The organism is Macrococcoides caseolyticum, assembly GCF_002902665.1.
Taxonomy (GTDB): Bacteria; Bacillota; Bacilli; order Staphylococcales; family Staphylococcaceae; genus Macrococcoides; species Macrococcoides caseolyticum.
Genome location: NZ_PPRM01000001.1, coordinates 12,768 through 39,306, shown reverse-complemented (window position 1 = coordinate 39,306; position 26,539 = coordinate 12,768). Strand labels below are relative to the sequence as shown.

General features: G+C 37.3%; 27 protein-coding genes, 2 pseudogenes and 1 other annotated feature. Of the genes and pseudogenes, 7 read left to right on the top strand and 22 right to left on the bottom strand.

Features of this window, described 5'->3' with window-relative positions; all coding sequences use genetic code 11:
* Positions 1–37: 37 nt before the first annotated feature.
* From CD152_RS00205 to CD152_RS00180, 7 genes and pseudogenes are all read right to left on the bottom strand, one after another.
* On the bottom strand, positions 38–1,999 hold the full coding sequence (locus tag CD152_RS00205; RefSeq protein WP_103214188.1) for an FtsX-like permease family protein: 1,962 nt from the start codon (positions 1,997–1,999) through the stop codon (positions 38–40).
* A 1-nt stretch (position 2,000) separates the two neighbouring features.
* The gene (locus tag CD152_RS00200; protein ID WP_086038006.1) at positions 2,001–2,750 is read right to left on the bottom strand and encodes an ABC transporter ATP-binding protein; all 750 of its coding nucleotides are present in this window, start codon (positions 2,748–2,750) and stop codon (positions 2,001–2,003) included.
* A gap of 94 nt (positions 2,751–2,844) precedes the next feature.
* On the bottom strand, positions 2,845–3,741 hold the full coding sequence (locus CD152_RS00195) for a sensor histidine kinase (protein ID WP_103214187.1): 897 nt from the start codon (positions 3,739–3,741) through the stop codon (positions 2,845–2,847).
* Positions 3,741–4,412, bottom strand: coding sequence for a response regulator transcription factor (locus tag CD152_RS00190; RefSeq protein WP_103214186.1), 672 nt, complete (start codon positions 4,410–4,412; stop codon positions 3,741–3,743). Before CD152_RS00190 ends, CD152_RS00195 begins: the two co-directional genes overlap by 1 nt.
* Before the next feature lie 69 nt (positions 4,413–4,481).
* Complete coding sequence (locus tag CD152_RS00185) at positions 4,482–5,303, bottom strand: endonuclease/exonuclease/phosphatase family protein (RefSeq protein WP_101141095.1); 822 nt, start codon at positions 5,301–5,303, stop codon at positions 4,482–4,484.
* Between the two features lie 68 nt (positions 5,304–5,371).
* A complete protein-coding gene (locus tag CD152_RS12200; protein WP_243710611.1) occupies positions 5,372–5,878 on the bottom strand; it encodes a PTS sugar transporter subunit IIA in 507 nt (168 codons plus the stop codon).
* Between the two features lie 30 nt (positions 5,879–5,908).
* Positions 5,909–7,540, bottom strand: a pseudogene (locus tag CD152_RS00180) (PTS transporter subunit IIBC); the annotation flags it as partial.
* A 165-nt stretch (positions 7,541–7,705) separates the two neighbouring features.
* On the opposite strand from CD152_RS00180, the gene CD152_RS00175 reads away from it, so the two are divergent.
* The gene (locus CD152_RS00175; RefSeq protein WP_103214184.1) at positions 7,706–8,728 is read left to right on the top strand and encodes a LacI family DNA-binding transcriptional regulator; all 1,023 of its coding nucleotides are present in this window, start codon (positions 7,706–7,708) and stop codon (positions 8,726–8,728) included.
* A gap of 10 nt (positions 8,729–8,738) precedes the next feature.
* Here the strand turns inward: CD152_RS00175 and CD152_RS00170 are convergent, their stop codons facing one another.
* Complete coding sequence (locus CD152_RS00170; RefSeq protein WP_041635784.1) at positions 8,739–9,101, bottom strand: YbaN family protein; 363 nt, start codon at positions 9,099–9,101, stop codon at positions 8,739–8,741.
* 186 nt (positions 9,102–9,287) lie between these two features.
* Here CD152_RS00170 and CD152_RS00165 point away from each other — a divergent pair, with 186 nt between their 5' ends.
* Together CD152_RS00165 and CD152_RS00160 are read left to right on the top strand one after the other, a co-directional pair.
* Positions 9,288–9,647: a DUF3147 family protein gene (locus tag CD152_RS00165; RefSeq protein WP_101040840.1), complete on the top strand. Its 360-nt coding sequence runs from the start codon at positions 9,288–9,290 to the stop codon at positions 9,645–9,647.
* A 20-nt stretch (positions 9,648–9,667) separates the two neighbouring features.
* Positions 9,668–10,060: a DUF3147 family protein gene (locus CD152_RS00160; RefSeq protein ID WP_103214194.1), complete on the top strand. Its 393-nt coding sequence runs from the start codon at positions 9,668–9,670 to the stop codon at positions 10,058–10,060.
* A gap of 20 nt (positions 10,061–10,080) precedes the next feature.
* On the opposite strand, the gene CD152_RS00155 is transcribed toward CD152_RS00160, so the two are convergent.
* The 3 genes from CD152_RS00155 to CD152_RS00145 all read right to left on the bottom strand — a co-directional run bounded on the left by CD152_RS00155 (position 10,081) and on the right by CD152_RS00145 (position 12,269).
* Entirely contained in the window at positions 10,081–11,223 is a 1,143-nt protein-coding gene (locus CD152_RS00155) for an MFS transporter (RefSeq protein ID WP_103214183.1), read from the bottom strand.
* Positions 11,224–11,345: 122 nt separating this feature from the next.
* On the bottom strand, positions 11,346–11,552 hold the full coding sequence (locus CD152_RS00150; RefSeq protein ID WP_101040843.1) for a hypothetical protein: 207 nt from the start codon (positions 11,550–11,552) through the stop codon (positions 11,346–11,348).
* Positions 11,553–11,615: 63 nt separating this feature from the next.
* Positions 11,616–12,269 (bottom strand): Type 1 glutamine amidotransferase-like domain-containing protein, encoded by a 654-nt coding sequence (locus CD152_RS00145; RefSeq protein ID WP_101141085.1) that lies wholly within the window; start codon positions 12,267–12,269, stop codon positions 11,616–11,618.
* A 93-nt stretch (positions 12,270–12,362) separates the two neighbouring features.
* Between CD152_RS00145 and CD152_RS00140 the strand changes: the two genes are divergently transcribed.
* The 3 genes from CD152_RS00140 to CD152_RS00130 all read left to right on the top strand — a co-directional run bounded on the left by CD152_RS00140 (position 12,363) and on the right by CD152_RS00130 (position 15,508).
* Positions 12,363–12,614 (top strand): TipAS antibiotic-recognition domain-containing protein, encoded by a 252-nt coding sequence (locus CD152_RS00140; RefSeq protein ID WP_101141083.1) that lies wholly within the window; start codon positions 12,363–12,365, stop codon positions 12,612–12,614.
* A gap of 68 nt (positions 12,615–12,682) precedes the next feature.
* Positions 12,683–13,639 carry a nuclease-related domain-containing protein gene (locus tag CD152_RS00135; protein WP_103214182.1) on the top strand — a complete coding sequence of 319 codons (957 nt, stop codon included), beginning with the start codon at positions 12,683–12,685 and terminating at the stop codon, positions 13,637–13,639.
* A 474-nt stretch (positions 13,640–14,113) separates the two neighbouring features.
* Positions 14,114–15,508, top strand: a complete 1,395-nt coding sequence (locus CD152_RS00130) for an L-cystine transporter (protein WP_101141080.1) — start codon at positions 14,114–14,116, stop codon at positions 15,506–15,508.
* A gap of 23 nt (positions 15,509–15,531) precedes the next feature.
* On the opposite strand, the gene CD152_RS00125 is transcribed toward CD152_RS00130, so the two are convergent.
* From CD152_RS00125 to CD152_RS00085, 9 genes are all read right to left on the bottom strand, one after another.
* Positions 15,532–16,098 (bottom strand): LOG family protein, encoded by a 567-nt coding sequence (locus tag CD152_RS00125; RefSeq protein WP_012656174.1) that lies wholly within the window; start codon positions 16,096–16,098, stop codon positions 15,532–15,534.
* 51 nt (positions 16,099–16,149) lie between these two features.
* Positions 16,150–16,731 (bottom strand): HD domain-containing protein, encoded by a 582-nt coding sequence (locus CD152_RS00120; protein WP_232237442.1) that lies wholly within the window; start codon positions 16,729–16,731, stop codon positions 16,150–16,152.
* A gap of 10 nt (positions 16,732–16,741) precedes the next feature.
* A complete protein-coding gene (locus CD152_RS00115) occupies positions 16,742–17,791 on the bottom strand; it encodes an LLM class flavin-dependent oxidoreductase (protein ID WP_101141076.1) in 1,050 nt (349 codons plus the stop codon).
* 102 nt (positions 17,792–17,893) lie between these two features.
* Positions 17,894–18,094 carry a cation transporter gene (locus CD152_RS00110; RefSeq protein WP_181451724.1) on the bottom strand — a complete coding sequence of 67 codons (201 nt, stop codon included), beginning with the start codon at positions 18,092–18,094 and terminating at the stop codon, positions 17,894–17,896.
* A 24-nt stretch (positions 18,095–18,118) separates the two neighbouring features.
* Positions 18,119–20,494, bottom strand: coding sequence for a heavy metal translocating P-type ATPase (locus CD152_RS00105; RefSeq protein ID WP_101141074.1), 2,376 nt, complete (start codon positions 20,492–20,494; stop codon positions 18,119–18,121).
* Positions 20,495–20,507: 13 nt separating this feature from the next.
* Positions 20,508–20,804: a metal-sensing transcriptional repressor gene (locus tag CD152_RS00100; protein WP_101141072.1), complete on the bottom strand. Its 297-nt coding sequence runs from the start codon at positions 20,802–20,804 to the stop codon at positions 20,508–20,510.
* Positions 20,805–20,997: 193 nt separating this feature from the next.
* Positions 20,998–21,465, bottom strand: a complete 468-nt coding sequence (locus tag CD152_RS00095) for a peptide-methionine (S)-S-oxide reductase (protein ID WP_103214181.1) — start codon at positions 21,463–21,465, stop codon at positions 20,998–21,000.
* Between the two features lie 90 nt (positions 21,466–21,555).
* On the bottom strand, positions 21,556–21,738 hold the full coding sequence (locus CD152_RS00090; protein WP_086037984.1) for a CsbD family protein: 183 nt from the start codon (positions 21,736–21,738) through the stop codon (positions 21,556–21,558).
* Positions 21,739–21,813: 75 nt separating this feature from the next.
* The gene (locus CD152_RS00085) at positions 21,814–22,971 is read right to left on the bottom strand and encodes a 5-methyltetrahydropteroyltriglutamate--homocysteine S-methyltransferase (RefSeq protein ID WP_101141068.1); all 1,158 of its coding nucleotides are present in this window, start codon (positions 22,969–22,971) and stop codon (positions 21,814–21,816) included.
* A 106-nt stretch (positions 22,972–23,077) separates the two neighbouring features.
* Positions 23,078–23,352, bottom strand: a binding site (T-box leader).
* 333 nt (positions 23,353–23,685) lie between these two features.
* Here CD152_RS00085 and CD152_RS00080 point away from each other — a divergent pair.
* On the top strand, positions 23,686–24,936 hold the full coding sequence (locus tag CD152_RS00080) for an aminotransferase class I/II-fold pyridoxal phosphate-dependent enzyme (protein WP_103214180.1): 1,251 nt from the start codon (positions 23,686–23,688) through the stop codon (positions 24,934–24,936).
* A gap of 50 nt (positions 24,937–24,986) precedes the next feature.
* On the opposite strand, the gene CD152_RS00075 is transcribed toward CD152_RS00080, so the two are convergent.
* Positions 24,987–25,382: a universal stress protein gene (locus tag CD152_RS00075; RefSeq protein ID WP_101031140.1), complete on the bottom strand. Its 396-nt coding sequence runs from the start codon at positions 25,380–25,382 to the stop codon at positions 24,987–24,989.
* Between the two features lie 21 nt (positions 25,383–25,403).
* Positions 25,404–26,537: pseudogene (locus tag CD152_RS00070) on the bottom strand (SulP family inorganic anion transporter); the annotation flags it as partial.
* Positions 26,538–26,539 lie beyond the last annotated feature (2 nt).

The window sequence follows — 26,539 nt, the reverse complement described above, 5'->3', positions numbered from 1 at the left end:
AAATTTTCCAAACAAAAATACCAGCACGTGGCTGGCATTATTCGTTAATAATATTATAATATTTTCTGCTCGTAATTAAGTACATCAAGCCATAAACTAGCATGATAATCATGGTCACGCCGATATAACTTGTAATAAACATCCATCTATCACGAATACCAAGTACCCCTAGCAGATTATAAATTATTTTTGATGCAAATAGTGTATGCACTAATGTCACTATAATAGGAAGTCCAAACACCCAGAATATTTGTTTATGAATTGTCGATCTAATCAATTCATCAGGCAATCCAACTTTCTTCATAATACTATAATTACGTTTATCTTCATAACCTTCAGATAACTGCTTATAATATAATACTAAGAAAATACCTGTCAATAGTACAATCGACACTACAATCCCAATAAATATAAGCCCTCCATTAAGCTCAAAAATCATCTTCTTAATCTCTGACTTACTTTCAATTTGTGTTCCAATCTTTTTCTGTATTTCAGAAATATGTTTCTTAAACTCTTTCTCACCCTTTATAATATTGAACTCCATGCTTGTAGTGATTTCTGAAGGCATCGCTTTCTCTTTATTCGGATCATAAGATTTGTAATGTTGCCTTATTTGTTCAAATACAGATTTATCTTTAACGACAATGTAAAGTGCATCTATCGCTAGCTGGTTACCAAGATAATCTTTATCGCTATACACAACTTTAGTTGATTTTTCTGTAAGATTAACTTCTTGATACCCTTTAAATCGACTTGTGTTTGCACTTAATATGACTTCATCACCTTTGATCTGAAGATGATCATCATGCAATTGATTATGATCTTTCACTGTTGTTACTACAGCGTAGATCATCGTTTTTGCATCTGCACTTCTTGCATTCTCAGGCAACTTCTTCAAGTTTCCTTCTATGTTCTGTAACGGAAAAAATATAGTGTCCCCTTGTCGGTAATAATCAACTTGTGCATAACGATTAATTTCATTTTTAACTGTCTGAACATCTGTATTACTGTAAATATCGATATGGTAATCCTGATTCAACCTTCCTGACACCTGACTCTCCATTCCTCTATATGCGGTCAGTGTCATACCCAGCGTTACAACCAAAAATGTCACAAGCATCGTAATACTTGCCAATCCAATCGCATTCTTTTTCATACGAGAGATCAACCCAGAAATAGAAAAGAAGTGCTTCGGTTGATAATAGATTCTCTCTTCTTTCTTTAATAATTGTAAAATGATGATTGTTAATGACATAAAGAGTAAATATGTTCCTATCATGACAGCGAGTACTGCAAAAAATATTGTCTGAAAAGATGACAATATACCTTCAACAGTCATCGCTCGATAATATCCGTAACTCAAAAATATACTTCCGAATATAAAACAAAGTACGGTAAACCATTTTCGCGTCTTCTCCTCTCCTGCTTTTTGAGAACGCATCAACTGTACTGGACTTTGTATTGTAATCATTATATGATTCAGTATAAAAAGAAGGATATATACGCATAATATCATCACACTTATAACAATTGCAGCTTTCACATCGAATGGATAGTTCATCAACGTAATGCCTGAACCCTTTACCAGTTTGTTCAGAATTAAAAATACAAGATTCCCGAACAAGTAACCGCCCACGATACTGATAAATCCAATTAAGACCATCTGGATGATCATTTCTAAGCAGATCATCAATCGAATATGTTTTTTCTCTAATCCTAAAATCATATGAAGTGCAAATTCCTGCTTACGTTGTTTCATTACGAAATGATTTGCATAGATCACGAATATAACTGTCAGTATTCCAGCAATGATATTCGCATAAGAAATAAGCATCGGCAAGGTCTCATGTCTTTTTTGTATATAATCATTATTAATGAGTGACACCATAATATATTCCAGACCAAACATTACGCCGGCAGCCAGAATAAAAGGAGCAATTATACTTCTTAGCATATTGAAATTCTTAACGACGAGCTTCCAAATTAATTTAAGCGTCATTTTATACACCTCTTTCTGATAACACTGCCAAACTATCAGATATACGTTTTTGAAATTCTGCTTGCGTTTCATCACCACGATAAATTTCATGATAAAGAATACCATCTTTAATAAATACGACACGCTTTGCATATGCTGCATCGATACTCGAATGTGTCACCATTAATATCGTTTGTTCAGCGGCATTTATATTTTGAAATAGATGCATGATTTCACTCGACGTTCTAGAATCAAGTGCACCCGTAGGTTCATCAGCAAGCAAGATGTCTGGCATTGAAATAAGCGCACGCGCAATCGCAACACGCTGCTGTTGTCCTCCGGAGATTTGATGCGGATATTTATCTAACAATTCACTGATGCCGAGCTGCTTTGTCAAAGGGACTAAACGTTCATTCATTTCGGAAGGTTTCTTGTTACTTAGTACAAGCGGCATTAATATATTATCTTTGTTTGACATTGTATGTAATACATTGAAATCCTGGAACACAAAACCAAGTGAATCTCTTCGAAATTTTGCAACTGCTTTATTTTTAAGTTTACCAATATCCTGTCCAGCTATGAAAACACTCCCTTCTGTCGGTTTATCAAATGTTGCAATAATATTGAGTAAAGTCGACTTCCCAGAACCAGATTCACCCATGATTGCAACAAACTCTCCTTTTTCAATTGAAAAGTTCATATCTTTTAGTGCAACAGTTTGATTGGCACCTTTTCCATACACTTTTTTAACATTTCTAATATCTAATAACATGAAAGTCACTCCTTTAATTTTAATCTATATGTAAATTGTACTCGGTCGTGAACTTCCTGACCTTCATCTATTCTTACAAAGATAAAAATGAACCTTACAAATTTGTAAGGTTCGGGAATTTCATATGAAAAGTTGTCCCTTTGCCTAATTCAGATTCTACTGAAACAGAGACATTCATTCTTCGCGCAATCGTTTTAACAATATATAAACCTATACCGCTAGATTTATCATTCAATCTACCATTATATCCGGAGAAGCCTTTTTCAAATATCTTGGGCAAATCAGAAGTATTAATCCCTATGCCATCATCTTTTACCGACAAGATATTTTCTGCTTCGCTATATTTGATCCATATATTTTTACCACGTGCATACTTCAGTGCATTATTTAAAATTTGTTCTATCATCACACTAGTCCATTTCGCATCAGTTAATACACTGTCGTATATTTTTTCGTAATGCAGCTTTGTATCGTTATGAATAAATTGAATTGAGTAACGTTTAATGAGAGGGGTGATTAAGTCATCCATTCGCACCTTCATAAAAACCATGTCTGTCTTTTCATTCATTAGCTTTAGATAACTGAGTGCGAGATTCGTATAATTATCAATCTGCAGAATCTCGTGACGCATCTGTGAAATTGTTTGAATATCTTCAGCTTCTAGCAACAATTTTGAAGCAGTGATTGGTGTCTTCATTTGATGAACCCACAACAGGAAGTATGACTCTATTTCACTTTGATACTCGATCTTTTCATTTCTTATGTCCTGAATTTCTTCTTTCAATTGTAAATTTTCTTCTTGTACCGTACACACTTTTTTATATATCATCATACTGTAACTGAAATAAATAATTCCTAAAAATATAATAATACCTGCAGTTAATACAATGCCTTCTAAAGGAGTATTATAAAGCATCATAATTAGTCCAAATAATAATGAAAGCACGATAATAATAATGATTTCATTCAATTTATATTTAATAAAACCCATTACTTCACCACTCGATATCCGACATTTTTCTTTGTTTCAATAAAATTATCAAGCCCAATCTTCTGAAGCTTTTTACGTAATCGTGTCATGTTGACAGCAAGCGTATTATCATCAATAAAATGCTCTGATTCCCAGCATGATTCGATGAGTGCATTGCGACTGACAAAACTTCCATTTGCTTTAAATAGACTTTGCATAATCTGAAGTTCTGTCAACGTTAAATCTATATGTTCCTCGTGAAACATCAATTTTGCCTGTTCTGGAATGAGCTCTGCACCATTAATCTCTATCCCTTTTTCTAAAATGGAGAAGTCATAACTTCTTCTTAGCATCGCCTGAACTTTTGATACTGTGACCGTCATATTAAATGGTTTCTCGATATAGTCGTCAGCACCCATCTGCATCGCCATCACCTGATCCATACTATCATTTCTACTACTGATAAATATAATCGGAATTTGAGAAATCTTTCTTATTTCCTGACACCAGTGATAACCATTATAAGCAGGTAAATTAATATCTAGTAGTACTATATGCGGCTTGTAATCATTAAATTCTTCAATGATATCATTAAAGTTATTTGCAATGTATACTTCATATCCCCATTTTTTCAGTGCTTCAGCAAGATGTTCACGAATAACCGGATCATCTTCAACAATCATAATCTTCATATGCTCACCTCAGTTTTATTATGCCATAATAATTTCCAAACAAAAAATACCAGCACATGGCTGGTATTTTTAAAGTTCTATTTCCGCTTCTACTCCGAAGTGATCGCTCACAATTGCTTCTGTTCTTCCATCAAATACTGTACCGTGATGTAATACCTTAAATTCAGGGGTACTGAAGATAAAGTCAATTCTTAGCTTACCATCGTTATCTTCCCACCCTGCAATATTTTTCTCGATGGTATGACTGCCTGTTCTCTTTTTAGCGACTGTATATGTATCTTGTATATTCGCGTCACTTTTTAATACATATGCATATCCCTCTGTACCTTCTGGATTATTAAAGTCTCCCATTAAAAGCTTCGGCAGCTCATAATGTGACAATGCATTAATTGTATTATTCCATTCATAGCTGAACCCTTCTGCAAATGTCGTCCACCACGAGTAGTGACAGCTGACTGCGAGCATTTCATTATCGCCTACATTTATTTTTCCAAATAGTATCTTTCTTGATTTATAGTCATCAGGACTTTCTTCTATCGAAACAAATACTGCATATGGATCAATCGGTGCTTTAGATAGCAATGCACTACCTTCATCATAGATATCATAGCCAATATGACTCGTCGCGTAACTCCAGTAATAGGTTACACCGAGGGCACGTAGTTTTTCTACAATTTCGTATGCGAAGTTGCCTTCTTTAATAGGCGTTTGATCCAATAGAGGGCAAAGATTATTCGGTGCATCAATAACGTCATTCTCCGATAATTGATTTACTTCCTGAAGTGCAATAATGTCATAGTCTGCTTTCAGTATACGCGCCACGATAACATTTAGTTTCTCTTCTTGATTGTCTTCTAACCAGCTGTGGGTATTTAATGTTAGTACTTTCACTGCATTCGCTCCTTATCATTAATTATCCCTATTATAACGAAAAGACAGTCCAAAGACTGTCTTTTTGATTAAACTGTCATCGTACCAACTGTTTCACCTTTTTGAACGATTCCTGTTTTATTTAATTGTAATGTATCAACTTTATCGCTATTGGTCATTACGATAATAATTGTCGTATCCTTACCTTCTGCTCTTACTGCTGCGAGATCCATATAAGCTAATGTATCTCCAGCTTTTACCTTCTGACCGTCATTGACAACAACGCGTGAAGCTGGTTGTTTCATTTGAACTGTTTCAATACCCATATGCACGAGCACTTCTATCCCATCATTCGTTCTAATACCAATTGCATGTTTCGTTGGGAAGATACTGATGATTTCTCCATCTACAGGCGATGCAACTTCTTCTGATTCGGGCTTTACTGCATAACCTTCACCCATCATCTTCTGTGAGAATACCGGGTCGTTCACAGAAGTAATATCGATGACTTCTCCATCTGCAACTGCAAGTAGTTGATGTACATGACCTGTAAATCCAGCACCATCAGAGTTGTCCAGTATAGTTGGCTGAACCACTGTTTCTTCTGGCTGTGGAATATCAGCGCCTGACTGTAATAAATCTTCGATATCTGATTTTAATACGTCTGCTTTAGGACCATAAACAGCCTGTACACCGTTATCTTTCACGATTAATCCCATTGCTCCAGCTTTCTTCCATTCCGTTTCTGTCGCAACTTTAGCTTTATCATTAACACTTACTCGCAGTCTTGTCATACAAGCGTCGACATCTTTAATATTCTCTTTCCCACCTAATAAGTGAATGACTTGAATCACTTGCTTATCTGCTGCTACAACTTCTGTTGCGTTAGATTCTCCATCAATCTCATAATTTCCGTTACGTCCTGGTGTTGCAAAATTGAACTTTTTGATTAAGAGATTTGCAATGAAATATGTTGCGATTGCAAATCCAATCGTCGTTAAGACAAAGTTAATCAAGTCGCCACCAAGTCCTGCTTTAAGCGCAAGAGGTGTACGTGTTAATAATTCGATTGTCCCAAATGAATGAACGCGTAGGTTGATGACGTCTGCCATCGCGAATGCTGCACCTTGAATTACTGCATAAACTGCATATAGCGGCGCTGCAACAAACATGAACATAAATTCTAAAGGTTCTGTTACACCAGTTAAGAATACTGCGATTGCAGCTGATAAATACATTGATTTATATTTTGGTTTCTTATCGTTGTCAACGTTACGGTACATCGCATAAGCAAGCCCCATTAAAATACCGCTTGAACCAATCATTTGTCCTACTTTAAAACGTGCAGGTGTAAATGTATTTAATACGTGATTATATTGCGCTGTATCTCCAGCATGATTTAAGTTTACTAAGTCTGTTGCCCATGCTAGCCACAAAGGATCTTGTCCATATACTTTCGTCCCTGCTTGTGCACCAGAAAGAATTTCATATGTTCCACCAAGTTGCGTATAGTTAATTGGAATTGTAAGCATATGATGTAATCCGAATGGTAATAATAAACGCTCTAAAAATCCAAATAAAAATGGTGCTAAGATAGGCGCTGTATCCTTAGATGTTGCAATCCATAGACCGAAGTTGTTAATACCGGCCTGTATATAAGGCCATACGATTGATAGTACAATCGCTACAATTGTCGACCATAAAATAACGACAAATGGTACGAAACGTTTACCATTGAAGAATGATAATGCATCTGGTAACTTACGGTAGTTATAATATTTGTTATATGCATTCGCACCAACAAATCCTGCGATAATCCCTACGAACACACCCATGTTTAATGCAGGTGCCTCTAATACACTCGTAAAGAACCCTTTCACCATAATCTTAGTGCCGAATAATGTGTGAGTAAATGCTTTGTCATCTGCGAGCATTGCACTGTTAACACCAAAGACCGCACCTGTAATACGGTTGATTAATATAAAGGCTATCCCTGCTGCAAACGCGCCACCAGCACGCTCTTTCGCCCAGCTTCCTCCGATCGCTAATGCAAAGAGCAGATGTAGGTTTCCAATAATCGCCCAACCTATGCTCTCTATAACACTACCAATTGTAATCAACATCTGCATATCCGGACTGATTAACGGAATCGATTTCCCGATACTGATCATCAACCCAGCAGCTGGCATTACTGCAACAACGACCATCAATGCTTTTCCGAACTTTTGCCAGAATTCAAAACTTAATAATTTTTTCACTACATTCAACTCCTTTTATTTTTATGCAACCGGTTTCGTTGAATTCAATATATCACTGTAACTTACTTTTGTAAATAGTAACTTTAATAAGCTTTTATAAGTGTATTGACTAATGTAATCGTTTGCTCCATCATAGAGATAAATCATGTAACGTGGAGGAAAACTATGGCAATAACCGTTAAAGACGTTGCACACGCTGCAGGTGTTGCAACAAGCACAGTGTCACGCGTGATCAATGATCATCCGAGCATCTCACAGGCGACAAAGAAGAAAGTTCAGAAAGTAATGGATGAACTCGGCTACGTTCCGAATATTTCTGCAAGAAATCTTGGGAAGCGTACGACGAGTGCTATAGGCATCATTTTGCCACCACTCGATTCCAAAGAGCGTCTTGCTAATCCATTCTTCCTTGAAATTATTGAAGCGATAAACGGGGAAGCACGAACTCATAACTTAACCACAGCTCTTGCAATTGCGAAAGACATCGATACATTGTTCGAGAATGTTAAAGCGATGCATACTGAAAAGCAAGTTGGCGGCTTTATCATTACATACTCTGTCATTGATGATCCTATCATTGAATATTTGCGTAAACATAGTATTCCTTTCGTATTAATCGGACAACCTTATGACGCACTTTCAAATACAATTTATGTAGATAATGATAACCAGCTCCTCGGTCAGCAAGCGACTGATTATTTAATCAAAAATGGCCATCAAAACATACTCTTTATCACAAATACGACAACAGAGAACATTTTCTATGAACGATACTTCGGCTATCAGAAATCGATGATGATGGCACAGTTAAATGCACATCAAAGCCTGACACTAAATGCGCCAGATGACTACATCAAATTTGAAGATAAAATACAGGCTACAAATACGACAGCAATTATCGCACTGGATGATATTTTCGCTTTGCGTATTATTCAGCTGGTTGAATTATATGGTTATAGAGTGCCAGATGATATTTCAGTGATTAGCTTTAACAATTCAATATTTTCAACGCTCACGCATCCTTATTTAACAACGCTGGATATAGAAACTGAAAAACTCGGTCAAATAGCGATGCATAAACTTGCAAACCTAATAAAAGGTGACAGAATAGAGGGCACGCGTTTTGTTATTCCACATAAACTGATTGAAAGAGAAACAGTAATCGCAAAAAGGCACGCATCAAAATGATGCGTGCCTTTCATTCTTTAATCGTCTTCACAAACGTAAACAGTACCACCGTCTGTAAGAACAACATTATTCCAAGTCCAATCCTGACATATAAATGATCGACCATATACATTGAAAATCCAACAACGATATATACCGACAGTAATAGTTGAAATTTCTTCTTCATCGTATATCCTTTTTGTTCATAAAACTCCTGCACATAACTTTTATATAGCCTTGTTCGCACGAGCCATTCATGAAACCGATCAGAACTGCGTGCGAAACAGAATACTGCCAGCAGTAAAAATGGCGTCGTCGGCAAAAGTGGTAATGCTGCACCGATGAAACCAAGTACGGTCGATATGATTCCTATAGTAATCAAAAAATATTTCACAAGCATTCTCCTACAATTTGTTCGTATCTTAATAGTATAGGAATTTAATATGTTTTACCAACAAGTTAGTAAAGTAATACTTGTGACAATTACGTGGCATTATGTTTAAATGACTTTACAATATATTAAAACACGCTTATTCTTAATTGTGAAATTAATCACGAATAAAGAAAAGAGATGACCTGAATGTTCGGAATATCATTGTCCGGGTTAATATTACGCTTTATCATCGGTGGTGCTGCAGTAGCTGGCGCATCTATCATTGCAAGTAAAGTAGGTGGTAAAATCGGTGGTATCTTTGCTACACTTCCTGCTGTATTTCTAGCAGCAATACTTGCACTATCAGTCGATCACCACGGCGAAGATTTAGTAAATGCTTCGATGAATTTAAGCAGCGGTGCCGTCATCGGTATTACGAGCTGCATCTTAACTGTTACCTTCGCATCATACTTTGTACCTAAGACAGGATTTAAGAAAGGCGCTGTGTTATCAACGCTTTGCTGGTTTGTTATTTCTTGCGTATTATTCGCATTCAAAAATATCTAAAGGAAGTCTTTCAGATGAAAATAAAAATACTATTATTAAAATTCCTCATCGGCGGAAGCACTGTTGCTTTCAGCTATATCATTTCAAAAGTAATCCCATGGGAAGATTTTGGCGGTATATTCGCAACATTCCCCGCTGTATTCCTCCTTTCCCTTGTAATTGCAGGTATGGAGTACGGTAATAAATTTGCAACGAACGTATGTCGCGGTGCTGTATTCGGCATGACTGGCGGTTTGATCAGCATACTCGTTACATGGAGTATGTTAAGCACAACTTCAAACTATGCTCTGAGTATAGTTACAGGATTTATCGCATGGTTTGGGAGCGCGCTTACAATTTCTAAAGTTGTCAGCCTCGTTCATCATGCGGTAACACATAAATCCCTTAAACATTCATCTATACACGCAAAATAAGGAGTGGCCTCTGCCACTCCTTATTTCGTATTAAGTCTGCGTATATATAGCGTTACTAAAAATGCAATTACAAGAACACAGCATCCATAATAAATGAGCGCAGGATATGAATTCGTCTGGGTAATACAGATGCCACCTAACAGTGCGCCTAGAGAAATACCGAACTGTGTTGATGACGTACTTACAGTTTGATTAATACTTGAGAACTTTGGTGCTGCTTGTATTAAATATGTTTGCGTCGGAGCATTTACCATCCACCCCGTCATCGCCCATATCGCGATATTAATACATACCAGCACGGCAGAAAATGCTGTAAAATTTACCATCAGCATTAAGAATACATATAAAAACGACTGCACTACAAGTAAGTTCGTACTCCCAAACTTATCTGTCATATAGCCACCAATCCCACTGCCGATAATCCCTGCAAGACCAAACACAAGATAAATTAAGCCTACAATTGCAATACTATGACCTCTATCCATTAAATACGGCGTTAAATAAACGAAAAACATGCCCTGCCCTACAAAGAATAAGAAACTGAACAAATGGACAGATAAAATTTCTTTCTTCAATATAAACTTCCAGTCACGTGCCATAGAGACATGTTCAACTTGAATATTCTTCGGGAAATACTTCATCAGTAACAGCATTAGTATTGCCGATAAAACACTGATCAATATAAATATCACTTTCCAGTCTGTCAGTTCTGAAATATAAATACCAATCGGCGTTCCCAGTACTAAAGAACCACTGATGCTCATCATAATAATGCCGATCGCACGCGCCTGCATATACTCAGGTACTACTTTAACAGATAACGATAATGCTAAGCCGATCAACATCGACACACTCGCAGCAAGTACAATGCGCGATAGCATCATCATCCAGTAGAATTGTGCAAACACACTCATTAAATTACCGATGATAAATACCGATAAGAAAACTAATAACAGCGTCTTACGATTTACATTCATCGTTACACTCATCAGAACAGGACCTGCAAGACCAAATATTAATGCGAAGACGGTTATTAAATAACCCGCTTCTTGCGTATTAATATTAAAGTAATCCATCACGAACGGGAGAATGTCTGCTAACACAAGCTCATTTAACCCTGCTAAAAATGCCATCATCGCAAGTAAAAACAAATTAACCTTCATTGTAACCTCCAAAATAAACAGCGCCTTCCATATCGGAAGGCGCTGTAATCATCATATAAATGAAAACCGGCACAAAGCCACCTTTAGAAATATTATAAAGCGCATAAAATGAGTTGTAAACACTATAACCCAAGCTCACGCATCATCGCTTTATGCTGTTTATCCTGCTTTACTGACACTTGATCAATATCAAGATCACGTGCTTTACTTTCTATTTCTTTCATTGAATATGTTTTAAAAACATCTGACACTTTCATATCCAAAGCTTTAGCAACTGCCTGAATCATCTTCTTCTCTTCAAGTGTTACATAAACATTCATCATCGGCATAAAATCATTCCTTTCAATATAGTTATCATAAATAAAACTTAAAGAATTATCTAGCGGGACGTATTATACGTGATAAAACGTCACATCTCCATAGCTTTTAAATTGGTTGTCTTCAACAATAACGATACCGTTATCTCCTATCGCATATACCGGAATATTTCTTTCCATGATTACTTTATCAATATATGCATCATGGTCGTCGGACTTCTCATAATGAACTTCAACATCAAATCCATGTAACAATTCTAAACTATAATGATAGGAGAAGTGATTATAATCCTTGTCAGGCGTAATGTGGAAGTTTTCAATCTGAACCATCGCACCTGCGCTGAAACCAATAACTGTTCCTTTAAACTTCTGAATCGATTTTATTACATCCATATCCTTCAGACGCTTCATCATTAAATCTGGGTATCCTCCCGAGAAGAACAGTACATCCGCTTTATTAATCTTCTCTTTTAAAGTCCGAGATGTATCGGAATAATACTTTGCCCAGGAAATATCTTTTTTATTCACTCCAAAACTCACGAGCGGATTCACCATCTGTAAATAATATTTGCTGCGGAGTCCATATATTTTCAGCCAATCTCGTTCATTTTTTACGATATCACCAAATGCGAAAGGAATGACGAGCACTTTTTTATTTTCTAAGTACTTCTGTAATATATTATTCCAGCCTGATTTGGCCTGGAATGTGCTCATGAGTATGTTTGTCATAGATGTCACCTCGTGTAAATTTTTATTAATTTTACCACAACTGTTGACCTTAACGTTGCGTAAAGGTGTAATTTAATTAAAGGAAAGATTCAAATGACGGAACAACAGAAGCTTGAAGCATTTAAAGAAGAAAAACTGAAAGAGAATGAAGTACTGTACGGACAAGAAATTTTTGAATATCATAAGTCGTGGCTTGAAATAATGAGCGGGATGTATAGCACTGAATATCATAGAAATATGGCATCACTTTACGTGCAGGATGAGCGATTTGCACAGTACTATAATGACCGTGTTGAAGGAAGTTGCCAACGTTTAAGCGAAACGATTTTGCATTACACAAAATAAATAATATTTTCAAAATCGTAATTTGTCACCCTTATTTTATCGGTATATATTAAAGTAGAGGTGACGAAATGTTTGTAAAAACTTATGAGCCAAGCTCTTATGTCAAATATTTATTTGAAGTGCAAAGTCGAATAACCTTAGACGATTTCGATGAAGCACAATATAAACGTTTATATTCTGGCTATATAGGAGAAAAGCAGTTTTACGAACGTATTAAAAATTGCGACGGTACAAAGTTATGGGATCTGAGGTTAGATTATCACGGTGAAGTTCAATATGATTTTCTTGTGATTCATGATGGTTATTTATTTCATTTTGATATTAAAAATTTTTCTGGGCATTATTCATTTATTGATAACAACTTTGTCAGTGAACAGAACTATGTTATTAAAGATCCTATATCACAATTTAAGGGAGCGCATATTAAATTGAAGCAGTTTTGCATGAAACATAATCTGGACTATAAAATATTAAGCTATGTCGTGTTTATTAATCCAGACTTTATTGTTACAGGATTTAATGGTCATTCACATATTATTTTTCATAAGGATATCGATCGTATTGTAAATGCGCTCATTAAACCACCGAATGATGTTGATATTCGTGCTTTGACGACGTTTTCTAAATTCCATAAAAAAGACAGCAAACATGAAAGAATACACTACTATCCTTTTCAGGATATGAAGAAAGGAATAAAATGTCCTTCTTGTAAAAATATTTTAAGAGTGTTTCAAAATAAAGAACGACGTATTATTTGTGAATGTGGCAGACGTTTTTCAAAGCAAGAAGCTGTACACATCGCATTCGATACCATAGCACTTCTTAAACAAAGTCATGTAAAAACATCCGAAATTGTTGACTTCACAGGTATAGGAAAAACGACAATCAAGAAAATTATGAGCAAAAACTATGCATCGATAGGTAAAACGTGCGGAAAAGCTTATATCGCTTCTGAACATGCATCATTTATATTGAAAGAAAAGCATGATGAATATACTTATAAAATTGTCTGGGTAAATGACTGAGGTACAGGAGGCGATAAATATCTAGTTCTCGCTACCTAGGTGGCGGACTCTGCCTTTGTTCGCCACATACAGCGATAAATATCTTGTTCCCACTACCTAGGTGGCGAACTTTACCTTTGTTCGCCACATACAGCGATAAATATCTAGTTCCTACCACCTAGATGGCGAACTTCGCCTTTGTTCGCCACATACAACGATAAACATCTTGTTCTCACTACCTAGATGGCGAACTTTACCTTTGTTCGCCACATACAGCGATAAATATCTAGTTCTCACTACCTAGATGGCGAACTTTACCTTTGTTCGCCACATACAGCGATAAATATCTAGTTCTCACTACCTAGATGGCGAACTTCGCGTTTGTTCGCCACATCTGTTTATTACATTCATTTTCATTTCTACTCTTGAAATATATTACTTTCCATTGTAAAGTAGTAAAGTCTACAAAATAATATTTCGGAGGTATTTAATCAGATGGAAAACTGGTTAACTTTTTTTAACGTCTTAATTCTTAGTATTCTTATAGGATTACTAATTCTAATGCATAAGAAACATATTTCATTTTCAAAGCGTGTGTTTACTGGTATGGCACTCGGGATTCTTCTCGGAATTTTTCTTCAAGTTGCCTATGGATCTGGCAGCAAGATAACTGAAAATACGCTCGACTGGTATTCAATTATCGGTAGCGGATACGTTCAACTACTTATGGTTATCGTCGTGCCGCTAGTCATGGTGTCAATTATTCGCTCGATTATCAACTTAGATGCTGCAGACCGTTTAGGTAAGATGGCAGCATGGGTTATCGGAACTTTGATCACGACGACATTAGTAGCTGCACTTATTGGTATCGGATCCGCACTACTCTTTGATTTAAATGCAGATCAAATTCATATCGGACAAGATCAAAAAATGCGTGGTACAGAGATTCAGCAAAAATTTGATACGATGGAACAAAAAACGATGCCTCAGCGTATCGTTAATTTCATCCCGTCAAATATTTTCATGGATATGACGGGCGGACGTCCGACTTCAGTTATCGCTGTTGTTATCTTCTCATTTTTAGTAGGTGTTGCTGTGCTTGGGGTACGTCGCAAACAGCCTGAACATGCCGAAATGTTTACAAAGATGGTGGATGCTATATTTGCTGTTGTTATGCGCCTTGTCACAATCATCTTACGTTTAACTCCATTCGGTGTGCTTGCGCTCATGGCAAATATGATTGCCAGCACAAACTTTGCTGGCATTATGGAGCTTGGGAAATTTGTGCTTGCTTCATATGCTGCACTTATTACGATGTTCATTATTCATCTCGTTCTTGTAGCTATATTCGGATTAAACCCAATTACATATCTTAAAAAAGTTATTCCGACATTAATCTTCGCCTTCACTTCTCGTTCTAGTGCTGGTGCAATTCCACTTAACATTTCTGCACAAAAAAATGCGCTTGGGGTGGATGATGCAACTGCGAATATGTCAGCATCATTCGGTGCAACGATGGGACAAAATGGATGTGCAGGAATTTATCCAGCGATGCTTGCAGTGATGATTGCACCAACTGTAGGTATTAACCCACTGTCACCTGAATTTATCATTCAGCTCGCAGTGATTACCGCAATTAGTTCATTCGGTGTTGCAGGTGTTGGTGGTGGTGCAACGTTTGCAGCGATTATTGTACTTTCATCTATGGGATTACCTATCGCACTTGCGGGTGTATTAATCACTGTTGAACCCTTGATTGATATGGGACGTACTGCACTTAATGTAAATGGCAGTATGCTAAGTGGTACGGTAACTTCTCGTATGCTTGGAACATTTAACCGTAATATCTTTAATGACAAGCACGCAGTTGTGGAACAAACTGAAGCATAAAAAATAAGATCCAGCTCTGGATCTTATTTTTTATATATTCTTATTTCAGGTTCTCTATAGTTTTCTATCACTTCATTTAAGATTTCAATACTTTTAACAAAATATACATTGTCTCTATCTGCTTGTGTCAGAAAACCTTTATCGACCATATTGTCATAGAATGCTTCTAAAAGGTCATAATACCCACTCTCATTATATAAAATGCAAGGTCTGTCATTTTGTCCAATACGTGACCATGAAACGACTTCACTAATTTCTTCTAGCGTGCCGGGTCCTCCTGGTAATGCGATACAAACATCTCCTATTTCAAGAATTTTATTCTTTCGTTCGGACATGTTATCTACTACGATTAAATCTGTCAAACCGTTATGTGCAATTTCTCTGTCAGCTAGAAACTTTGGAATGACACCTACTACACGTCCATCATGTTCGAGCACAGTATTTGCAACTTCTCCCATTAATCCTACATTTCCTCCACCATATACAAGGGAATGGTGATTATCAGCAATCCACTTGCCTAATGTTCTCGCATTTTCCAGATAGATGGCTTCATTCCCTTTACTTGCACCGCAATATACAATAATTCTCATTTCACTTCCACCTTTATCAATGTATACTTTATTATCTCAAATTGTTACGGTTTATTCATCGATTAACAATCCTTTTTGTACACATTGATGAATCAAGTCTAGTGCGTATGCCCAGATTTCAGGTGCATCTTCACCGATAAACTGTTTTTTACGCACGACCTGGCTTTTTGTCAGATTGTATGGATTATAATTCACTTCACTAACTTCATGTAAATTGATAAGTGCGATAAGGGCATCTATAATTCGCGCGTACTTTGCTTCATGACTTTCTCCACGTTCAAATGTTTCCCATAAAGAAAGAATGGAAGCTTGAGAAGCTTGCGGCAGGCTCGCAATCACCTTACTTAAAGAATCCCGCTCTCTTTCAAATGCATCAGCCTTTCCTTCGTCATCAAATACCCAGGTGTCCCCTGCATATATTTCTCCTAAATCATGTACGAGTAACATTCGAGTGACCATTGAAATATCAATATTTTCTGGATAATACGGAGCAAATTCATTAGCGATAAGGGCGGCTTGCCATGAATGCTCTGCACTGTTTTCAAATCGACCGTCCAGCGTATCGCTTCTGCGCTTCACTGTTTTTAGTTTTTCAATTTCTCGAGCAAATTCTGCCACTGCCTGAATTGTCATTATATCCTCCTTATTTATCTTTGAAATATTCATCTACGATCGGTTTAACTTTTTCACCGTATAAACGAATTGAATTCATCGTCAGTTCATGTTTCATCGATCCTATAGGTAAATGTAGCATAAAGCGATTTAAACCCAGTGCTTCTACAGTTTTAATAATTTTTTGAGCGACTCGTTCTGGACTACCTACATATAAGGCACCGTGCTCGATTTCATTCATAAACTGCGCTTCAGAATACATTGGCCAGCCTCGTTCTCTTGCTAAACGATCATGACTCGCTTTCGTAGAAGGATAATATGCTTCAAAGGCTTCTTCATCAGTCGCTGCAACATACCCCCACGAATGCGTTGCAATAAATGCTCGATCTGCATCAAAACCAGATGCATTCAATGCATGACGATAAACATCTACATTATGTTTGAAACGTTCAGGATTACCTCCAATTATCGCATATGTAATTGGTAACCCCAGCATACCAGCTCGAGCGGATGACTCTGGTGTACCACCCGTGGCAATATGAATCGGCAATTCTTTTTGTACTGCTCTTGGCACCACAATCTTATTATCAATTGAAGGTCGATGATGCCCTTGCCAATTAACAACTTCATTTTTATTTACTTCTAATAATAATGCAAGCTTCTCATCGAATAATTCGTTGTAATCATTTAAATCGTAACCAAACAAAGGAAATGATTCAATAAATGACCCACGCCCCGCCATAATCTCTGCACGTCCATTACTAATCGCATCTAATGTCGCAAAACGCTGATACACACGTACAGGATCATCACTTGACAGAACAGTTACTGCAGAACTTAATTTAATATCTTTCGTTAAACCTGCAGCTGCAGCAAGCACCGTCACTGGGTCTGATACTGCATAGTCTTCACGATGATGCTCACCAAGACCATAAATATCAAGACCCAGCTGATCAGCAAGCTGTATTTCTTCAACGAGATTTCTGATACGTTCATCTGCAGGAATGGCCGGCAGTTTCCCCTCCATCGTATGAATTGAACCGTTATCTCCGAATGACGTTAACCCTAATTCTATTTTCATTCTCTCACTCCTAGTATATTTTTTATATCTAATTAAAATTATATATCACTTTCACAAAAAATCAAAATTAAAAAAACGGGTATCAATCGATACCCGTTCATCCTATTTCACATCATAACCTTGATCTTCAATGGATTGTTTTACATCAGCAATATTTACTGATTCGTCATGCGTAATTGTTGCAAGTCCTTGTTCAATATCTGCTGCTGCGCCACTTACGCCTGCGACTTCTTTCGCCGCACCTTCTACAGCCGATTTACAATGTCCACATGTCATACCACTTACTTCTAATACTGTTTCCATAATAGACTCCCCTTTACTTCTATTTTATTTAATTTTAACAGATTTGAGTCTTAGAGCGTTACTGACAACACTTACTGATGATAACGCCATAGCAAGACCAGCAATCCACGGTGCTAATAAGCCTAATGCTGCAAATGGAATACCGATAACATTATAACCAAACGCAAATCCTAAGTTTTGTTTTACATTTCGAATTGTTGCATGGCTAAGTTTAATGGCTTCTGGAATGAGTGTCAGTTCCCCACCTAGTATCGTCACATCAGCCGCTTCTATCGCGACTTCTGTCCCCGTACCGATAGCAATTCCGATATCACTTAATGCAAGCGCTGGCGCATCGTTTACTCCGTCTCCCACCATGGCTACTTTTCTGCCTTGTGCCTGCAATGCTTTAACTTTCTCTGCTTTATCTTCCGGCAAGACTTCAGCGATTACTTCATCAATGCCAACTTCACTTGCAATTGCTTGAGCAGTACGTGTATTGTCACCGGTTAACATAATTACTTCTATGCCCATCACTTTCAGTTCATCAATGGCATCCTTCGCACTTGGTTTCACCGTGTCCTGGACTGCAACGACACCTTGCACTTTACCTTCATAAGCTATCATCATCGCAGTTTTACCTTGCGCTTCAAATAATTGCATATTGGGCTCAAATGTTGCTATTTCAATATTATACTGCTGCATCAGCTTGCGGTTACCAACATATATATCTTCATCATCAATTTGTGTATGAATTCCGTGTCCTGGCACCGCTTCAAAGTGTGATACTTCTTTCAACGATACTGCTTGTTCTTCAGCATACTTTACAATCGCACTTGCTAGCGGATGTTCTGAAGACTGCTCACTACTTGCTAAATATTGAAGTGCACGATCGTCTCCTGTGAAATCTGTTACTTCAGGTTCACCCTTTGTTATCGTTCCAGTCTTATCCAAGACAATAGTATCGATTTCATGTGTACGCTCCAGATGTTCCCCACCCTTAAAGAGAATACCGCGTTCTGCTGCTCGACCTGTTCCTACCATAATAGATGTCGGCGTTGCGAGTCCTAATGCACATGGGCAAGCAATAACAAGTACTGATATCGCTGCAACAAGTGATGCTTCAAACCCTTGCTTAACAAATAACATCCATACGATAAACGTGAGTATCGCGATGCCTACAACAATCGGGACGAAATATCCAGATATAATATCTGCCATACGTTGTATCGGTGCTTTAGAACCTTGTGCTGATTCTACTATCTTGACGATTGACTGCAAAGCAGTATCTTTACCGACTTTCTTAGCTTCCATTGTGAAACTACCATTCTTATTCATCGTAGCACCGATAACCTTATCACCCATATGCTTCTCAACAGGAATCGATTCACCAGTTAACATAGATTCATCAACAGAAGAGTTACCTTTAATAATAACACCATCTACCGGCACTTTCTCACCAGGCTTTACAATGATGTGATCACCTACTTGCAATGCATCGATGCTTACCAGCTGCTCTTTGCCACCTCTCATAACACGTGCATCTTTCGCCTGTAAGTTCAATAGACTCGATAATGCATTTGTTGTCTGTGATTTCGCACGTGCTTCCAAATACTTACCGAACAATATTAAAGTAATCAATACTGCACTTGTTTCGAAATAAAGGTGCGGATCATTCGTTAAACCCCTCATCCATTTAATGCTTTCGTATAAACTATAGAAGAATGCTGCACTTGTTCCAAGCGCCACGAGTACATCCATATTTGCTGATCCACTGCGCAAGCTTTTATAAGCACCAGTATAGAACTGCCATCCAATAATAAATTGCACTGGAAACGCAAATGCAAACTGAAACCACGGATTCATAAAGATATGCGGCAAATGAATTCCGAACAGATGCGTCAACATCGTAAGTAGTAGAGGCAGAGACAGTACCGCTGCTAATATCAATTTATACTTTTTACGTCGCAATTCATTTTCCTTACGACTAGACTGCTCCTCACTCTTAAGCGTTGCATCATACCCTAGCTTCTTAATACGTTCAATAATATCAGACTCATCCATATTTCCTGGATAATAATCCACCGTTGCAACCTCAGTAGAAAGATTCACCGTAGCATTCTGTATAGCAGGCTGTTTATTCAATACTTTCTCAATACGATTAGAACAAGCCGCACACGTCATACCAGTAATATCAAATTCTGCATGTGCTGGACGGACTTGATATCCTAGCTTATCTATACGTTCAGAAATATCACTCAAACTCAATTTATCTTCATCATAATGAACGGTTGCTCGCTCTGTCGTTAAATTTACCTGAGCTTCGACACCATCCATCTTATTCAGCACTTTCTCAATACGATTCGAACAAGCTGCACACGTCATCCCTTCTATCGGTAAAGTAACTTCTTGTTTCGCCATACATATCCACTCCTTATTTATTGAACTGCTTCAATACCTTCATCAACTCTTCGATTGAATCGTTCCCATCACCTGCTTTAATCGCGTCACTCACACAATGCTTCATATGACGCTCTGTGATCGCATAACCTACCTGTTTCATCGCTGACTCAATCGCACTTATCTGAACGAGGATATCGATACAATAACGATCTTCTTCTATCATCTTCTGAATACCGCGCACTTGACCTTCAACACGCTTTAAACGCTTGATTAACCTTTCTTTCTCTTCATGATCTCTCGGTGTCGCAATATGCTGATGCTCCGACATATCATCATCTCCTATACTGTATGGGGGTATCTTTCATTTCACCCTCATTTTATACCCCTATATGGTATATGTCAAATCATTAAAAATATAAATAGTTATTTTTTAATGAATACAAAAACACACCTCAGAACTCAAATATCATTCTGTCAGTGTGTCTAACGGTTTATATCTCGAAATAATTAATTAGAGCCTATTATCTATATTTCCTCATCATCTCAAATGGTACATGACAATAGTCACCTGGATGTCTGTCCAGATAATCCTGATGTTCGTCTGCACTACGGACATAATTATTTAATGGCAGCACTTCTACAACAATCTTCCCTTTATCTTCTCGTGAGTTTATATAGCGTCTTACTGCTTGTAATAACGCTTCATCTTCACTATAGATTCCCGTTCTATATTTCGGACCTTCATCGATCCCTTGCTTATTCACGCTATACGGATCCATAATCTGAAAGAAATCATCTAACAGCTCATGTAGTGCCAGTGTGTCTTCACATATTGTCTTCACACATTCAGCATAGCCATCATACGGTCCGTCTAATGTTGCTGTCTCGCCATTCGCTCTACCTGCTTCAGTTCCAGCTACACCAGGTACCGTCTTCAAAAACGCCTGTACACCCCAGAGGCATCCTCCAGCTAAATATATTGTATACATTTTCGTTCACCTCTCTGATTCGTAATAATTATAATTATACACAAAAAAATTGAGGTAAATGTATAACTACATTTACCTCAATGCTAGAGATTACTTTTTGAATTTATCTACTGCTTCGTTGACTTTATCCTGTACGTTCTCTGATACTTCTTTCACTTTACCAGAAATCTTACTTTCTTTGCCTTCTTGCTCTAGTTCTCTATTCCCAGTCGCGTTACCAACTGTTTCTTGTACATTGCCTTTTAATTGTTCAAATTTACCTTCATTAGTCATTATTATCACCTTTCTTTCATTTAATACTATGTTTTACCCACATATTTCCTATTTAAACATTTTTATTTTTATATGTTATGCTGGCAATTCATTTTCTCCATCGCCCCAAACTTGTAGCGCAATTTCTTTCACAAGTTCAAGTTTGGCCCACTGGTCACTTTCTGTGAGTTCATTACCTTCTTCTGTAGAAGCAAATCCACACTGTGTACTTAGACTTAGTCGCTCTAAAGGAATATATTTACTTGCCTCTTTAATACGTGCAATTACTTCCGCTTTATCTTCTAACTCTGGGAATTTAGAAGTAATCAGACCGAGTACGACGTGTTTTTCTCCAGAAACTTTCGCGAGTGGTTCAAACCCTCCTGCGCGTTCCGTATCATACTCAAGATAATATGCATCAACATCTTCCTTTGCAAAGAGCTGATCTGCAACTTTATCGTATGGACCAGCGCTCGCAAAGTCTGAGCGGTAATTCCCTCTACATACATGTGTATTGATGATAAGGTCATTTGGTGCATTGTGTATTACACGGTTATTAATGTCTAATAGCTCTTCTTTAAGTGCTTCCACATCCAGATTCTCACTGTTACCGTCACCGTGTATCTTCTCTAGTGTGCCTTCAGAAACATGAATGCCCCACGAACAGTCATCCAGTTGAAGCACGCGTAATCCTTCATCATACAAATCTTGTATTACTGTAGTATATGCCTTAACGATGTCATCTTTGACTGCTTCACGTGATACATAATGTTCATCTACTGTTTCTTTTACACCCGGACGTGTCAGTTCTACTAAGAACTGTGCAGGAGCTGGGATTGTCTGTTTTACCGTCACATGTTTTGGTGCATAGTCCCTGACAAATTTATAATGTTCTACAAAGGGATGGTGTTCTCCAGAAATGTGTCCAGTAAACTTCACACTATCACTTCTTGTTTCATATTTATTAAAGACATACCCTTGACCGAGTAATTGCTGTTCTATTCCATTAAATCCGAAGAAAAAGTCAAGATGCCAGTAGCTTCTTCTAAATTCACCATCTGTTACAGTTTCATATCCTAATGATACGAGTTTATCGATCAGCTTTTTAATTTCTTGATCTTCTACTTGTTTCAATTCATCATATGTAATTTCTTGCTTTAAGTATTGCTCACGCGCCTTCTTTAATGTTTGCGGTCTTAAAAAGCTCCCTACGTGATCAAATAATGGTAGTTGTACTGTATTTAAAGTTGTCATAATAAATTCCTCCTAAATGTGTGGTTTATATATTGTATTTGCCAAGGCTTGCGTATCATGTCATCCATATCAGAATCCAAAAAACCCCTCACTCCTTTACAATTTAGTAAAGGGTGAGGGGTCTCCCACGGTACCACCTTTATTCGTATAGCTATCGCTAACTATACCTCAGCAAGTACGCACATCTATAGAAAAATCATTATTATGTGTAATACTCAGGCAATGATAACGAGTGCCTACTCTCGACAGAACCTACTAGAATTATCGTTCAGCATGTAGCAAAAAAGGCCATTTTTCAACACTTTCATATAACTTCATCTCACCAAACTGAAGCTCTCTGTGTAAAGTCCAGTATCTACTTTTCCTTTTTATCGCTTTGTAATATTAAATTAATTGAAATTATACACATCCATATTTATAATGTCAAACACTTTTCTGAATATTTGTTTAATTTTATAAAAATTCATTATCATAATTTGTATTTATATATAAAACACATTTAAAATATGTTAATATTAAGAAGCAATCTAAGAAGATTGCTCTTCATATTTCCTTTTGATATAAAGAGAAAATTAACTTTTTCTGTTGGAGTAATTTTCGATAAAAATCCACCCTATCTGTTGGGGGTGGATTTTTATTTTTTCTCTTACTGTAAATCAACAGTCAAATATTCTATAATTACAGTAATAATACAGATTGGAAGTGTTTAAATTCATGACGAACATTCAAGAAGCATTACAAAGTTATAAGGCGCAGTATGATCAATTGATGAAAGAGGATATCAATATTGATATGACGCGTGGAAAACCATCAGGAGAACAGCTAGCTTTATCATTCGAGATGCTGGATGTATTAAAGAGCAAGGATGCCGATACATACTTATCATACTTCAACTATGGTATTCCCGATGGTATTCCAGAAGCAAAGGCATTATTTGCAGATTTATTCGATGTGTCTCAAAATGAGATTTATATTGGCGGCAATTCAAGTTTGAATCTCATGCATGATATGGTTAATAAGTTCATGTTCTACGGAGTATCTGAAGATGCACTACCTTGGAAGGATCAACAGGTAAAATTTTTGTGTCCAGTGCCAGGATACGATCGTCACTTTACGATTTGTGAGTCATATGGCATCGAAATGATACCTGTAACAATGACAGATCACGGCCCTGATATGGATCAGGTTGAATCGCTAGTAAAAGATGATCCTGCAATAAAAGGTATGTGGTGTGTCCCACTCTATTCGAACCCTCAAGGGTATAATTATTCTGATGAAACTGTGGAGCGCCTGGCAAACATGCACACAGCTGCTGATGACTTTAGAATTATATGGGACAATGCTTACGGATATCATCACTTAGGTGAAGAAGTAATCAAAGTGAAAAACTTACTTCATGCATGTCAAAATGCCGGTAATCCTGAGCGTGCTTTAATGGTTATGTCTACTTCTAAGATGACCTTCCCTGGTGCAGGTATTTCAGCACTTGCTGCAAGCGAAACAAACATTAAGTACTTATTATCGTTATTTGGTGTTCAAACAATCGGACATGATAAGTTAAATCAGCTGCGTCATGTCAAGTTTTTCGGAGATAAAGATGGTTTGATTGAACATATGCGCAAACATAAAGAAATTATGGCTCCGAAATTCGATGTTGTGGATACATACTTATCTGAGAAACTGTATTCACCAGAAATTTGTAAATGGAACAAACCTCAAGGTGGTTATTTTATCACGATAGAGGTATTGAATCATTGTGCAAGTGAAATTGTAGAGAAGTGTAGTGGGCTTGGTCTAAAAGTTACACCAGCCGGTGCGACACATCCTTATGGCAAAGACCCTAACGATAGCGTTATTCGTATTGCTCCATCATTTTTAAATGTGGAAGAGCTGAAAGAAGCAATGGATATTCTCTGCGTTGTTATAAACTATGTCTCATTAAATAAATTATATGAAAATCAATAATATTTAACAGAACTAAAATAAACAGGCGATTCCACGTGGGATCGCCTGTTCTATTTTACGATAAGTACATTGATATCAGAATGTTTAACAACGTGACGACTTACGCTCCCCATCACCACTTCCTTCAATCCACTTAACCCTCGCGTTCCGATTACGAGCAAATCATGATTATGATGATTTGCAATCTCGACAATCTTTTCTTTCGGATAGCCGTGTTCAAATAGCACATCAAAGTGATGTCCAGAGAATTTTGCAATAATATGCTCCAGTTCCTTTTCACGATCTGATCTACTGTCTCCTGTACCATGCAACACACTTTCTTTTGAGTCTTCTGCTGTAATAACTGAAAGAATCGTATAATGCTTAGCATCGAGCTTTATTGCTTCTTCTGCTGCACGCATGCTATTATTCGATCCATCTACTGCGATAAGAACAGATTGATACATTTAAGCCACCTCTTTTCTGTTAAATACAAAGTTCAGCACACTGCCAGTAATAACACCAATGGCTAAATTGTGGGTCATAAGCACTAAAATAATGGTCACTAACACTACTATTATGTCAATCCATCTTGCATTTTTCAAAAATTTAAATGTCCCAAAATCAAATGTATTTATTGCAGCCACAACCATAATCCCTGCCAGAATACTCATCGGGATCTGAACGACGTAGTTACCAAGAACGATTATTAAAAACATAAGAGATGATCCCGCTGCAAGCGATGATAATCTCGTAGTTCCACCCGATTTCAAATTCAATACAGTTTGTGCAATCATTGCACATCCGCCGATGCCACCGAAGCATCCTGCAATGATATTCGCAACACCCTGTCCACGTGATTCCTTATTCTTATCACTGTCACTCTCCAATGTATCATCTACAATACGTGCCGTTAGCAGACTTTCTACAAGACCTACAACTGCCATCGATAAACTGTACGGAAAAATAATCTTGAACGTTTCAAAATTGAACGGAACATCAGGTATAAAGAAATGTGGTAATGTACGTTTAATTTCCCCGATATCACCTACTGTTCTAACATCAGCATGCATCATAATCGAAATTGCTGTAAGTAGCATGACCGCAATGAGTGGCGCTGGTACTTTCGTAAAAAATTTGGGTAGGACGTATATAATCACAATTGTTGCCACAGTAAATATATAAGTCACACCACTAATATTAAAGATGTGCTGTAATTGTGATGTAAAGATGAGTATCGCAAGAGAATCTACGAATCCAATCATCACTGTATTCGGTATATATTTGAGTAAGTTACCTACTTTCAAAAACCCAAAGATGACTTGTAATATTCCCATCAGGATAGTCGCTGCAAATAAATAATCTACGCCATGTTCTTTCACTAACGAGAACACGAGCAACGCAATGGCACCTGCTGCTGCAGAAATCATCGCACTTCTTCCACCTGTAAAGGCGATGACTACCGCTATCACAAATGAAGCATACAGTCCCACCATTGGATTTACTCCTGCAATGACGCTAAATGCAATCACTTCAGGTATCAGCGCCAGTGAAACTACGATACCCGCTAATATATTTTGTAAAGGCTGTGTAAGCCATTCACGTTTTAATATGTCTATCATAA

Coding starts and splice junctions, on each gene's coding strand:
- CD152_RS00140 (WP_101141083.1), top strand. CDS start 12,363: ATGACGGAACAACAGAAGCTTGAAGCATTTAAAGAAGAAAAACTGAAA.
- CD152_RS00110 (WP_181451724.1), bottom strand. CDS start 18,094: ATGGAAACAGTATTAGAAGTAAGTGGTATGACATGTGGACATTGTAAA.
- CD152_RS00130 (WP_101141080.1), top strand. CDS start 14,114: ATGGAAAACTGGTTAACTTTTTTTAACGTCTTAATTCTTAGTATTCTT.
- CD152_RS00195 (WP_103214187.1), bottom strand. CDS start 3,741: ATGGGTTTTATTAAATATAAATTGAATGAAATCATTATTATTATCGTG.
- CD152_RS00175 (WP_103214184.1), top strand. CDS start 7,706: ATGGCAATAACCGTTAAAGACGTTGCACACGCTGCAGGTGTTGCAACA.
- CD152_RS00090 (WP_086037984.1), bottom strand. CDS start 21,738: ATGACTAATGAAGGTAAATTTGAACAATTAAAAGGCAATGTACAAGAA.
- CD152_RS00200 (WP_086038006.1), bottom strand. CDS start 2,750: ATGTTATTAGATATTAGAAATGTTAAAAAAGTGTATGGAAAAGGTGCC.
- CD152_RS00155 (WP_103214183.1), bottom strand. CDS start 11,223: ATGAAGGTTAATTTGTTTTTACTTGCGATGATGGCATTTTTAGCAGGG.
- CD152_RS00205 (WP_103214188.1), bottom strand. CDS start 1,999: ATGACGCTTAAATTAATTTGGAAGCTCGTCGTTAAGAATTTCAATATG.
- CD152_RS00100 (WP_101141072.1), bottom strand. CDS start 20,804: ATGTCGGAGCATCAGCATATTGCGACACCGAGAGATCATGAAGAGAAA.
- CD152_RS00085 (WP_101141068.1), bottom strand. CDS start 22,971: ATGACAACTTTAAATACAGTACAACTACCATTATTTGATCACGTAGGG.
- CD152_RS00115 (WP_101141076.1), bottom strand. CDS start 17,791: ATGAAAATAGAATTAGGGTTAACGTCATTCGGAGATAACGGTTCAATT.
- CD152_RS00165 (WP_101040840.1), top strand. CDS start 9,288: ATGTTCGGAATATCATTGTCCGGGTTAATATTACGCTTTATCATCGGT.
- CD152_RS00190 (WP_103214186.1), bottom strand. CDS start 4,412: ATGAAGATTATGATTGTTGAAGATGATCCGGTTATTCGTGAACATCTT.
- CD152_RS00075 (WP_101031140.1), bottom strand. CDS start 25,382: ATGTATCAATCTGTTCTTATCGCAGTAGATGGATCGAATAATAGCATG.
- CD152_RS00150 (WP_101040843.1), bottom strand. CDS start 11,552: ATGCCGATGATGAATGTTTATGTAACACTTGAAGAGAAGAAGATGATT.
- CD152_RS00125 (WP_012656174.1), bottom strand. CDS start 16,098: ATGAGAATTATTGTATATTGCGGTGCAAGTAAAGGGAATGAAGCCATC.
- CD152_RS00145 (WP_101141085.1), bottom strand. CDS start 12,269: ATGACAAACATACTCATGAGCACATTCCAGGCCAAATCAGGCTGGAAT.
- CD152_RS00120 (WP_232237442.1), bottom strand. CDS start 16,731: ATGACAATTCAGGCAGTGGCAGAATTTGCTCGAGAAATTGAAAAACTA.
- CD152_RS00105 (WP_101141074.1), bottom strand. CDS start 20,494: ATGGCGAAACAAGAAGTTACTTTACCGATAGAAGGGATGACGTGTGCA.
- CD152_RS00080 (WP_103214180.1), top strand. CDS start 23,686: ATGACGAACATTCAAGAAGCATTACAAAGTTATAAGGCGCAGTATGAT.
- CD152_RS00095 (WP_103214181.1), bottom strand. CDS start 21,465: ATGTATACAATATATTTAGCTGGAGGATGCCTCTGGGGTGTACAGGCG.
- CD152_RS00135 (WP_103214182.1), top strand. CDS start 12,683: ATGTTTGTAAAAACTTATGAGCCAAGCTCTTATGTCAAATATTTATTT.